This is a genomic window from Lactobacillus nasalidis, from assembly GCF_016587775.1.
In the GTDB taxonomy this organism is placed as follows: Bacteria; Bacillota; Bacilli; order Lactobacillales; family Lactobacillaceae; genus Lactobacillus; species Lactobacillus nasalidis.
On record NZ_BOCG01000439.1, the window covers coordinates 1 to 11,090 of the forward strand.

General features: G+C 50.0%; 12 protein-coding genes and 1 pseudogene. 1 reads left to right on the forward strand and 12 read right to left on the reverse strand.

What is annotated here, in order from left to right:
• Positions 1-31: 31 nt before the first annotated feature.
• From msrB to lacNas_RS08115, 4 genes and pseudogenes are all read right to left on the reverse strand, one after another.
• Positions 32-457 (reverse strand): peptide-methionine (R)-S-oxide reductase MsrB, encoded by a 426-nt coding sequence (gene msrB, locus lacNas_RS08105; RefSeq protein ID WP_201330164.1) that lies wholly within the window; start codon positions 455-457, stop codon positions 32-34.
• Positions 458-545: 88 nt separating this feature from the next.
• Positions 546-1,538, reverse strand: coding sequence for a Fic family protein (locus lacNas_RS08110; RefSeq protein ID WP_201330165.1), 993 nt, complete (start codon positions 1,536-1,538; stop codon positions 546-548).
• A gap of 468 nt (positions 1,539-2,006) precedes the next feature.
• Positions 2,007-2,081: pseudogene (locus tag lacNas_RS14515) on the reverse strand (SDR family oxidoreductase); the annotation flags it as partial.
• A 16-nt stretch (positions 2,082-2,097) separates the two neighbouring features.
• Complete coding sequence (locus lacNas_RS08115) at positions 2,098-2,976, reverse strand: LysR family transcriptional regulator (RefSeq protein ID WP_201330166.1); 879 nt, start codon at positions 2,974-2,976, stop codon at positions 2,098-2,100.
• A 129-nt stretch (positions 2,977-3,105) separates the two neighbouring features.
• Here lacNas_RS08115 and lacNas_RS08120 point away from each other — a divergent pair, with 129 nt between their 5' ends.
• Positions 3,106-5,076 carry an FAD-dependent oxidoreductase gene (locus lacNas_RS08120; RefSeq protein WP_201330167.1) on the forward strand — a complete coding sequence of 657 codons (1,971 nt, stop codon included), beginning with the start codon at positions 3,106-3,108 and terminating at the stop codon, positions 5,074-5,076.
• Positions 5,077-5,186: 110 nt separating this feature from the next.
• Here lacNas_RS08120 and rfbB read toward each other — a convergent pair whose 3' ends face one another.
• From rfbB to lacNas_RS08160, 8 genes are all read right to left on the reverse strand, one after another.
• Positions 5,187-6,251, reverse strand: coding sequence for a dTDP-glucose 4,6-dehydratase (rfbB, locus tag lacNas_RS08125; RefSeq protein ID WP_201330168.1), 1,065 nt, complete (start codon positions 6,249-6,251; stop codon positions 5,187-5,189).
• An 81-nt stretch (positions 6,252-6,332) separates the two neighbouring features.
• Positions 6,333-6,857: a TetR family transcriptional regulator gene (locus lacNas_RS08130; RefSeq protein WP_201330169.1), complete on the reverse strand. Its 525-nt coding sequence runs from the start codon at positions 6,855-6,857 to the stop codon at positions 6,333-6,335.
• A gap of 40 nt (positions 6,858-6,897) precedes the next feature.
• On the reverse strand, positions 6,898-7,602 hold the full coding sequence (locus lacNas_RS08135) for an MIP/aquaporin family protein (RefSeq protein ID WP_201330170.1): 705 nt from the start codon (positions 7,600-7,602) through the stop codon (positions 6,898-6,900).
• A gap of 2 nt (positions 7,603-7,604) precedes the next feature.
• Positions 7,605-7,979, reverse strand: a complete 375-nt coding sequence (gene dhaM, locus lacNas_RS08140; protein ID WP_201330171.1) for a dihydroxyacetone kinase phosphoryl donor subunit DhaM — start codon at positions 7,977-7,979, stop codon at positions 7,605-7,607.
• Position 7,980: 1 nt separating this feature from the next.
• Entirely contained in the window at positions 7,981-8,562 is a 582-nt protein-coding gene (dhaL, locus tag lacNas_RS08145; protein WP_201330172.1) for a dihydroxyacetone kinase subunit DhaL, read from the reverse strand.
• A 12-nt stretch (positions 8,563-8,574) separates the two neighbouring features.
• Positions 8,575-9,570: a dihydroxyacetone kinase subunit DhaK gene (gene dhaK, locus lacNas_RS08150; RefSeq protein ID WP_201330173.1), complete on the reverse strand. Its 996-nt coding sequence runs from the start codon at positions 9,568-9,570 to the stop codon at positions 8,575-8,577.
• Between the two features lie 337 nt (positions 9,571-9,907).
• A complete protein-coding gene (locus tag lacNas_RS08155; RefSeq protein WP_201330176.1) occupies positions 9,908-10,804 on the reverse strand; it encodes a DNA/RNA non-specific endonuclease in 897 nt (298 codons plus the stop codon).
• Positions 10,804-11,090: sunset domain-containing protein (locus lacNas_RS08160; protein ID WP_280515438.1), on the reverse strand; the 287-nt coding region annotated here is incomplete at its 5' end. The genes lacNas_RS08155 and lacNas_RS08160, both read right to left, overlap by 1 nt.

Below are 11,090 nucleotides of genomic sequence, written 5' to 3' on the forward strand. Positions count from 1 at the left end.
ACTGCTTCCGGCGGCCTTTTTTGTTGGAGCATCAGGCAAAAAGCTGCCGGTATTCCCCGTAGCCAGCCTCTTCCAGCTGGTCATACGGGATGAATTTGAGGGCAGCAGAGTTGATGCAGTAGCGCAGGCCGCCCTTGTCCAAGGGGCCGTCGGTAAAGACGTGGCCTAGGTGCGAATCGGCCTGGCGGCTGCGGACTTCGATCCGTTCCATGCCAAAGGACTGGTCCCGGCGCTGGGTCAGCTTGGCAATTGGCTGGGTAAAGGCCGGCCAGCCGCAGCCGGAATCGTACTTGTCCAAAGAAGAAAACAGGGGCTCGCCGCTGACCACGTCAACGTAAATGCCCTTTTCAAAGAAATCATCGTATTCGCCAGTAAAGGCCGGTTCAGTCGCCGCGTTTTGAGTCACCGCGTACTGCATCGGCGTCAAGCGGGCTTTCAGATCTGTTTTGTCAGTCATGTTGGTCACCTCATCTGTTTAGATAAAGCTATTGTAGCTTGAGCTGGCCCACCAGGCCTTGATCTGGATCAAGAAATCAGCTGGGGGCTTAAGCGAAATCAAAACTTTGGCGGTGAATCAAAGCATTTAGCACCTTGTCTTGTTGGTCAGTCAAAATCCGTAGCATTTCTTCAATAAAAAACGTCAGCTCTGCCCGATTCTCTGCTTTGCCGGCATCTTTGAAGATCCGATAGTAGCTGGACGCTTGCGCATGAATCGCAGTGGCAACCGAAAATCCTGTAAAGCGGTCATACTTGCCAGAAAGATAGGTCGACAAAAGATAACGCCCCATCCGGCCATTGCCGTCCAAGAATGGGTGAGTGTTTTCAAAAAAGAAATGAGTTACCAAAGCTTTGTAAACCGCCGACAGATCATCCTTGTTCATAAAGGCGATCAAGCTGCTTAAAGCTTCAGAAATAGCCAGTTCAGATACTGGCGGAACATGCACGGTTTTAGTCGTTGAGCCTATTCTGAGAGTTCCGTCTGCTAACGTATCCCGGAAAAGCTGACCGTTTGGCTGCTTGTCTGCAGGAATTTCCCCCTTCAGCAGCTTGTCATAGATATTGCGGAAGTCCTGCAAACAATTGATTTTGCGATACTTTCCCTGGTACATACAAATCATTGACCCAAGCCGCTTTTCCTGCTCTTCTGGATGATCGCCGATGCTTTTGATGATTGCGCTAAGTTCGGTCGCATCGGTTTTGATACCTTCTATACTGTTGGTACTTATGATTTCGTCAAGAAGAAGGTTATCCAAAAAGCGACTGACAGCTGCCTTGGGCAAATTTTGACTTACTTGGACAAGTTCACAGGAGTTGCACTTAAACTTGCTGAACAGCTTAACCATCTCAGCCGTGTAGATGAAGAAGAGCGGGTGCTGCTTGGTCTGCCGACCGTCCTTTTTGTAATCGAGCAAGGGATGCAGCTGAGTCACAACCGCTGAGACATTGCTTAAACGCCGCTGGTATTCCGCATCAATAGAGAAATCGGCGTCATACTCATGCTGGTATTTAACGATTTCCAAAGGTTGATACTGCTTCATTTGCCTGTCCCCTTCTTTCCCTTAAAGCAGCAGGTTTTAGCTTCTGCTACTTACGCTTCCGATCCCTCCTGCCATCTGCCCCGATTCTATTCCTGCCAACGCAGATTTTCTTGGAACATATATTCGTTAGAGATTCCCCATCACTACGGCATTCTTACACAGCAAACTTTTCGTAAACCGGCCACCGCCGGCACCTTTCAAGAACAAGATCTTGCCGCGAAATTTTTTGCCAATTTCGGGGCAAAAGAAAACCCCCGCAGAAATTGAGAGCATATTCCGCAGGGGCCTTAATATCTTTTTGCAACACCATGCTCAACGCACGGCGTGCACGGCGCTATCTACCTTATTACTTATAATATCATATTTTCCTTGTTTAGTCTTACGGCACACTCTATTTGTTACTACTTGAACCATTTGTAAATCCCAGCAAAAAAGCACCGGACAAGCGTCCAGTGCTTAAAAAATTGCTTAGTCAAAGAAGCCGTCTGCCTTCAAAGCTTCCAGGTAGCGGTGAACTGCGTCTGGCCAAGCCGGAAGCGGCTTTTATCGAGTACTTGACCTACCTGCCTTCTTTTAAGAGATCGATTACCTCAATCACGGTTGCTGACGGCTTCTTGCTGTACACGATGCCGAAAGGCACGGTACAATTCCAAGCCACCTTCTTCGCCTTCAAGAAGGGATGCGCGGTTTGCCAGTCTTCCGCGGAACACAACAGCCAGTCGTTGGAAACGCATTGATTCAGTACGTTCATGTCAAAACCGGGAATCTCCTGCAGGTCAATTTTCGAATTCTGCTTTAAAAAGTCCCTGGCCTGGTCAAAGCAACGGAATTTCCCCTTGGCTGGCAGAGCTATCTTCTGCTTATCCAAATCCCTTAAAGTAAGCTCATCCTTTTTAGCCAGCGGGTTATTGACAGGAACGGACAGTCTTAACGGGGTGATGTCCAGCTGCAAAGCCTGGATATCGTACTCGTTTAAGAGATTTTCATCGTAAACTGAAGAAACCAAGTCAAAGTCTTTGCCGATTCCTGCCAAAAATTCATTAAAGTTGCCCAAGGAGCAGGAACAAGGGATGAACTGAAACCGAAGCTGAGGAAGTCTTTTCCCGACTTCAACCCACAAATTGGTAGTCGCTGTTCCTGTCGCAAGCGGGCCAGCGCCGATCTTGATCGACATCTTCTTTCCCGTCGCGTTTCTGGCGCGGTCGATCGACTGGTCGTAAGCCGACAGCAGCCTGACGGCATCCTTATAGAACGATCTGCCGGCTTCCGTCAACGTAACGCCATTATGATTGCGGTCAAACAGCTTTACTTTTATAGAATCTTCCAAATGGTTAACCTGTTTGATGACTGCCGGGGCTGAAAGATACAATTCATTGGCTGCCTTATTGAAGCTTTGGTTGTCAGCCACCGCGATAAAGGTTTTCAGTTGATCGTTCATTTTTCTCGCTACCTACTTACAACTTCTGGTTATTAGCTACTAACATTTTAATACTTCTGCCTATTAAGGAAAAAACTTAAGATTTATGTGTAGAGAAAAAATTGAACACAGAGTACAGGAGAGAAAACAATGACAAAAAGCAAATTTAATCCCGGCACTTACACTGGCAAGGGCAAAGGCATTGGCGATTTAAGCGTGTCATTAACCGTCAACGAAAGCGAGATAACCAAGGCAAGCCTTGACTTGAAAAACGAAAGCAGAAACGTGGGCCAAAGCGCTGATGAAGAACTCGCAAAGCAGATCATCGACAAGCAGTCCGCTGACATCGACGGAGTGACCGGCGCCAGCCTGACGACCAAAGGCGTTAAGGCAGCAGTGAAAGACGCCTTGAGACAAGCCGAAGGCAAGGCAAAGCCAACCAGCCTCTCCTTGACTGAAGGCAGCTATATCGGCCATGGGTCCGGGCACGGCGGGCAATTAGCCGTTAAAATTGACGTTTTTGACCACCGGATTGGCGATCTCAAAATCATCTCCAGCCATGAAACGCCAAACGTCGGCGATGAAGCCGTAAAGCTGATTCCCAAGGAAATCGTCAGCCAGCAGACCCTGAACGTTGACGCGGTTTCCGGCGCTACCCTTACTTCAAAGGCCATTATTTCCGCTAGCGAAGACGCAGTGGAAAAAGCCGGCGGTGACTTAGCCGCCTGGACCAGCAAGGCTTACCACCGCCCACTGGCCATCAACCATGAAGATTTAACCGCCGACGTCGTTATCGCTGGAGCCGGCTTAAGCGGCTTAATGACTGGCGCCTTCGCTGCCGTTAAGGGTCTGGACGTCGTTATCGTGGCCAAAGGCGAGCAAGTCGGCGGCTCTTCAAGATACGCCGGAGCCATTTACGCCTTGGCAAACTCCAAGCTCGCCAAAAAGCAAGGCATTGACAACAGCATCGACAGCATCATGACTTATGTTGACAACGTTAACGCCGATGCCCAAAAGGCGCACGACAGAGAGTTCATGAAGAAGCTGATGACTGAATCCGGCAAGACTTTTGACCAACTGGTTGGCATGACCAATACCAAGGGAGTCTTCATCGATCAAGGGCCGATCGTTTACGGAAATTTCGCCAACGGGGCCAGAGTCGATGAACTTCTCAGCAACATCATCAAAAAGCACGGCGGCAAGATCATCCTCAACAGCCGGGTGACCCAAATTTTGACAGACGGCGACAAGGCAACCGGCATCAAGGTCGAAAGCAAAGACGGTTCTGGCTTTACTGTTACTGCCGGCTCCGTCGTTATGGCCACTGGCGGCGCGTCATATGCTCCGGACCTGCTTAAAAAGAACACGCCGGCAGTAGCCAGCGTGCATGTCTTCAACCAGGCCAGCCGGGAAAACACTGCTGACGGCTACCACTTGCTTCAAGAAATCGGCGCCGCCTTCTCCGATAACGATGTTTACAAAAACGGCAACCTTGACTTCAACCCGCAATTGTACATTACCTGGAACAACGTTCCCGACTATTCAACCGGCATGATCATTGACAGTCAAGCCAAGCGCTTTACCAATGAAGCACCGTATGACGGCTTGAAAGTCACCTCAAGAATGTACCGCCATGGCAGCGACAGATACTATTTGATTTACGATGACGAAAACTTGCCGGAAATTCTGCGCCAGGGAATCCATAAGCTGGATGAAAATGCCAAGCTTTACGTAACAGCTGCTTCTGTTACTGAATTGGCCGAAAAGCTGAGCCTGGACGAAGAGCAGCTTAAGCGGACCTTTGCCAGCTACAAGCAGGCAGCCGCAGACGGCAATGATGAATTCGGCAAGCCGCAAGCCAAGATCAGACCCTTGAATGAAAAGCAGCTCTACGCCTTCTACGTAATGCCTGGTTCCTGGGGCACGATCGGCGGGGTGAAGATCAACCATGATACCTTTGCGGTAAAGAAGGCAGATGGTTCTGACTTCCGCGACCTCTATGCGGTGGGTGAAATGTCGACCAGTGACTTGTTCACTGAATACTACATGGGCGGCTTCTCCTATGCCTGCTACTCCACTGAAGGCCGGCTTTTAGCAGAAGAATTGTACGAAAAACTTTAAGCAGCTGGAATTAGTGCTGAATGATTGCTTTGCAAGAGCAGTCATTCGGCACTTTTTCTTTCCAGCAAAAAAGCACCGGACAAGCGTCCAGTGCTTAAAAAATTGCTTAGTCAAAGAAGCCGTCTGCTAAAATAATTTCCTTCATTTTTCCGTTCTTCACTTCTGCCGTACATCTCTTGGTAGTAGTTCTGGTAGTCGCCGGAGATGATGTTTTCCCACCATTCCTTGTTGTCCAGGTACCATTGGATGGTCTTCTTGATGCCGTCCTTGAACACGGTTTCCGGCAGCCAGCCAAGTTCTTCGTGGATCTTGGTCGGGTCGATCGCGTAGCGCTGGTCGTGGCCCTTGCGGTCAGTAACGTGTTCTATTAGGGAGTAAGGCTTGCCCAGGTAGTCGCAGATCAGCTTGACGATGCCGATGTTGTGCATTTCGTTGTGGCCGCCGATATTGTAGACTTCGCCAACCGTGCCCTTTTCCAAGATGAGGTCAATAGCCTTGCAGTGGTCTTCAACGTAGAGCCAGTCGCGGACGTTTTGCCCTTCGCCGTAAACTGGGAGCGGCTTGTCGTCCAAGGCTCTTTGGATCATCAATGGGATCAGCTTTTCCGGAAACTGGTAAGGACCGTAGTTGTTGGAGCAGCGGGAAATAGTCACTGGCAGGCCGTAGGTTCTGCCGTAAGCGCCGACCAAAAGATCAGCACTGGCCTTTGATGATGAGTACGGGCTTGAAGTGTGCAGCGGCGTGTCTTCGCGGAAGAAGAGGTCCGGCCAGTCCAGCGGCAGGTCGCCGTAAACTTCGTCGGTTGAGATTTGGTGGTAACGCTTGATGCCGTACTTGCGGCAGGCGTCCATCAAGACGGAAGTGCCGATGATGTTGGTCTGCAGGAAGATTTCTGGGTTTTCGATTGACCGGTCAATGTGACTTTCAGCCGCAAAGTTGACCACAAGGTCCGGGTGTTCTTCTTCAAACAGCTTATAGACGCCCTCACGGTCGCAGATGTCCAGCTTGACGAAGCGGAAGTTCGGCTCGTCCATAACATCCTTCAAGGTTGACAGGTTGCCCGCGTAGGTCAGCTTATCCAGGCAGATTATCTTGTAGTCAGGGTGCTTCTTCATCATGTAGAAGATAAAATTTGAGCCGATAAAGCCCGCACCACCGGTAACGATAATCCTCATGACCAAACCTCCTTGCGCAGTTTCTCTTAACTTACTTAGTATAAAACACCCTTGAAACCAATTGGGCTTCAAGGGTAAAAATTAGGTATTCAAGGTAAAGTGCAGGGCGTTGTCGACCTTGCTGGCAATGACATCATATTCCAGCGGTCTAGGCCGGAAAAGATTGTCAATCATCGTATAAGTCAGCCCAAGGCAGAAGGTTTCCACAAAATCTCGTGCCTTCTGGTCATAATCTGCCCCTTCAGCTTCAATGATCTTTTTCAGCAAAACCGCAATGTGCTTTGAAATTTCGCCGACCACATCAACTTCAGTCTGGCTTTCATAGACGCTTTTGTAGAATTTCTTGTTCAGCTCGATTCCGTAAAAGACCAGGAAAATGATCCCTTCCCAGTCCAGATAATCGATATTGCTGTCAATATCGTTCTCCATCATCGACTTGATCGTATATTCGAGCAGGTCGTACTTGTCTTTAAAACTTTCGTAAAAAGTCTGCCGTCTGATTCCGCTTTTCTTCATGACCTTGGCTACGCTGACATGGCTGAAGCCGGCTTTTGCCACCTCATCCTTAAATACCTGTGCAATATGCAGCTTTAAGTCTTCAGACATCTAATCACGCTTTCTCCAGGCTGATTGTAGCAAAGCGGGACTACTTAAGCAAAAATTGCAGACCGCTGGCCAGAAGACCACCGGCGATTGGACCTAAGACTGGCACCCAGGCATAAGCCCAGTTGGCGCCGCCCTTGTTCGGGACTGGCAAAATTGCGTAAGCCAGGCGAGGCGAGAAGTCACGTGCTGGGTTCAAGGCAAATCCAGTTGTTGAACCAAGAGCCTGGCCGACCACCATGATCAAGAAGCCAACGATCAAAGGCTTCAAGCCTTGAGTAAAGTTGCCCAAATTGAGCAAAGTAAAGATAAAGACAAAGGTTGCAATGGTTTCACTTAAGAAGTTGAAGAAAGGACTGTTGATGGCTGGGCCGGTGGCAAAGATCCCGACGCTGTTGCCTTCGTCAGCCTTAGTTTCCTTAAAGTGCGGATAGTAGTGCAGAATTACCAGGGCTGCCCCGACAAAGGCGCCGGCGAACTGCCCCAGCAAGTATGGCATTACCTGGCTCCACGGGAAGAAACCAAAGGCGGCAAAGCCGATGGTTACTGCCGGGTTAAGATGACCCTGTGAGCCAAATTGTCCGGCAACGTAAACGCCGAAAGTCACGGCCATCCCCCAGGCCAAGGTTACAAAGAGCCAGCCCTGCCCCTTAGCATAAGCCTTGTTCAAGCTGATGCCGGCGCCGCAGCCGACACCAAGTACAATCAAAATCATCGTTCCTAAGAACTCACCTAAAAAGCCGCTCATGATTAATCCCCCTTAACTTTTAAAGGCGCCAGCTGACTTTCAAGTTCAGCCAGGCCAACACCGGCCTGCAAAAGCGAAGCCGCCACATATGATCCTTCAATTAGGGCCGCGTCATAAACACGGACTTTTTTGTCAGCAAATTCTGCAGCCATGTCCAGATTCATTCTGGCACTGCCTAAGTCGTAGAAGGCCAGAATTTCATCGGCGGAATTCTCCGCAATTGCTTGACCAATTTTTTCCATGCTAGTGCCGATGCCGTTTTCGTCAGTACCGCCAGTATAAGTAATCGGTACGTCAGCCGCCACCTGCTTGAGCAGCTTTGGCAGGCCTGCCGCAATTTCCGGCACGTGTGACACGATTAGTAAACCGTAAGTCATACTATTCCTCCACTTCCAGCAAAGAACTGAAAAGGTAGCCGCTCGACACGGAACCAGGGTCCAGGTGACCGATTGACCGCTCGCCTAAGTAAGACGCCCGGCCCTTTCTGGCTTGCATTGGTTTGGTACTTTCCACAGCCTGCTGAATGATATCTTCTGTCAGTTTTCCTTCAGCCAAAGCCGGCACTACTGCTGACCAAACGTCAACCATGGTCTTGTCTCCCGGCTCAGCGCCACCACGTTTCTTGATTCCCAAAAGAGCAGCTTCAGCCAACTTGGCCAGATCAGTTTCGCTGGAGCTCAGCTTGGCCATTTCCAAAAAAGCCGTCCCGTACAAAGGACCTGACGCCCCACCAACCTTGCTTATTAAAGACATAGCCACCAACTTTAAGGCAGAAGTTAGGTCAGCCGGCTTTTTAGTATTCAAAGCTTCTTCAACAGCAGCCATCCCTCTGGCCATATTGTTGCCGTGGTCGCCATCGCCAATTGGTGTATCAAGATCGCTCAAATATGCTTTGTTGGCTTCAATCTTTTCAGCGAAAACTGCCATCCACTTGTTTAACAAATCCGTCGTCAATTCCATTTTTGCTCCTCCTTACCAAGCAATCGTCTCAACCGGGTAGTTCAAGTAATCCAACCACTTGTCATCTGCAACTTCCATCACCGTCAAGGAAACCCCTGCCATGTCGATAGAGGTCATATAGTTGCCAGCCTTGGTGAAGACCGGCTTAATGTTTTTAGCAGCCAGCCAGTTCAGAACGTCTCTGCTGAAAATGTACTGTTCCATTAAAGGAGTAGCACCCATCCCGTTGACCAGAACAGCATACTTCTTGTCAGCAGAAAGCTTCAAGCTTTCATCGATCTTGCTAAGGAGTTCTTGAGCCAGTTCTTTGGATGGCTTGATCTTTTCCCGGCGGTAACCTGGTTCACTGTGAATCCCGACGCCATACTCAATCTCGTCGTCAGCCAACACGAAGCCCGGTTTGCCAACTTCCGGAACCGTAGCCGCGGACAAAGCTACCCCGATGGTATTAATGTGCGGCAAGACTGCCTTGGCCAGCTCTTCGATTTCATCCAGGCTGGCTCCTTGGTCAGCAGCGGCACCTAAGATCTTGTGCATGAAGACAGTCCCAGCAACCCCACGCCGGCCTTGGGTGTAGAGGCTGTTTTCCACGGCAATGTCGTCGTCAACCACAATAGAGCGGACTTCAATGTCGTCCATAGCTGCCAAATCCTTGGCCATGTCAAAGTTCATCACATCACCGGAGTAGTTCTTGACGATCAAGAAAACACCCTTGCCCTGGTCAGCAGCCTTGATGGCTTCATAGATTTGGTCTGGAGTTGGGGAGGTGAAGACTTGCCCGCAAACAGCTGCAGTCAGCATCCCTTGACCAACATAACCTGCGTGAGCGGGCTCATGGCCGCTGCCACCACCGCTGACCAGACCGACTTTCCCCTTCATAGAATCTTTATTGCTGCGGAGTAAGGCAGTCGTTCCAGGGATCCGTTCAACGTATTGCGGGTACATCCCAGCTAAACCATCTACCATTTCTTCAACAACATTACCTGGGTCATTAATGATCTTTTTCATCAGAAAATCCTCCTTACTTGTTCTTACTTGTCTAATCACATCTTATATTGTAAGCGCTATCCTTTCAACGGACAGTTTTCAAAACCTGTCCGGGTGCGCAACTTCATCCTTACTCTTGCCTAAGTCCGTGCTTAAACTTGTCTAAGAGCAGGATCACCCTGCTTCCAGCAAGTACTACAATTTAAGCATACTGGGTGTGAGCACTTTCTTCCTTGACAGATGTCAATAATCAAGAGAATCTTCTTTTGTATTTGTGGCTGATGAAAGAAGCTTGCATCCATCTTGAATGCAGGCTTTGGGGGCAAAAAAAGAGCGCCTATCAGGCGCTCTAAATGCTTTAATTTTGTACCCGGCTGGTGCCGTCGCTGTAATTCAAAACGACGCCAGGCTGGACGTTGAAGACGTAAACGTTGAAGGAAACGGCACTGCTGCCGACAGATTCAGCTTCCATCTGAACCCCGCGGGCCAGAAGTTCATTTCCTTTAAAGACCGGCTTGACCCGGTAGCGGACGTAGTTGCTGGAAGACTCCTTCAGATAATCCGCGACCTGGTCCTCATATGGCAGCATCCCCGACACGTTCAGTTCCTGGGTACCAGTGATTAGGTTCTTCGGATTGTTATTCTGCCCGGTCAGCTGGTAGCCGATCAAGTGACTCCGGTTATAGAGCCAGCCGCTGGAAATCCGCTTGTTGTGCCAGCCAGTTGGATCCCAATGCAAAGGTTCTCTTTTAGCAGTTGGCATCAAGGACTGATTCAGCATTGCATTGGCCGTGGTTGCCCGGTTCAGGCTGTCCAGGTTGCCGTAAGTCTGCCAGGCACCGCGGCTGGTTGAGAGGTCACTCTGACTGAAGTCGGGCTTGTTGCCATTGACCGTAGTCGTCAGCTGCCCACTATAAGTTAGGGATGCCAGATCAGTCTGACTGGACTTGGCGGAGCTAGTCTTTTGCGCGCTCGAGGCCGGCTGCTTGCTGGCAGCAGTTTTCGTGGTCTTGCTGCTTGGCTGCTTGGCCAGTTTCTTTTCAGCTGACGCGCTTTCGGCCTTGATGTCGTCAATGTCAGTTTCCAGGTCCGTATTGCTGGACTCGTAGCTGGCGATCTTATCCTTGTACTTGTTGACGTACTTGGTCTTGACCGTGATCTTCGGGTAATTCTGTGAATCAACCGGCTTGGTAGAAGCCACCCCAAAAAAGAGGACAGCAGCGCCGACGCCAAAAATCATTCTCTTCTTTTTCATCATCTCTTGGCCCTCCGGTAACCTGCTCTCTGCGCTTCTTCTTCACTGTTGAAGTAGACCGCGTTTGACGAATTCATGCGGTAGCCGGCCTGGCCTGGGACATGGTAGATCTTGGAGTTGACGTTGCCGACGATCTTTTGCGAGTCAGATGTGTTCATGTCGCCGCGCTGGCTGCTTGAGCTGGCAGAATCTTCTGCGGCTGATTCGCTGGAAGCAGCGGCGGCACTGGCGCTGGCGGCAGCTGCCTTGCTGGCGGCTTCGGCCTGTTTTTTGGCTTCAGCGGCCT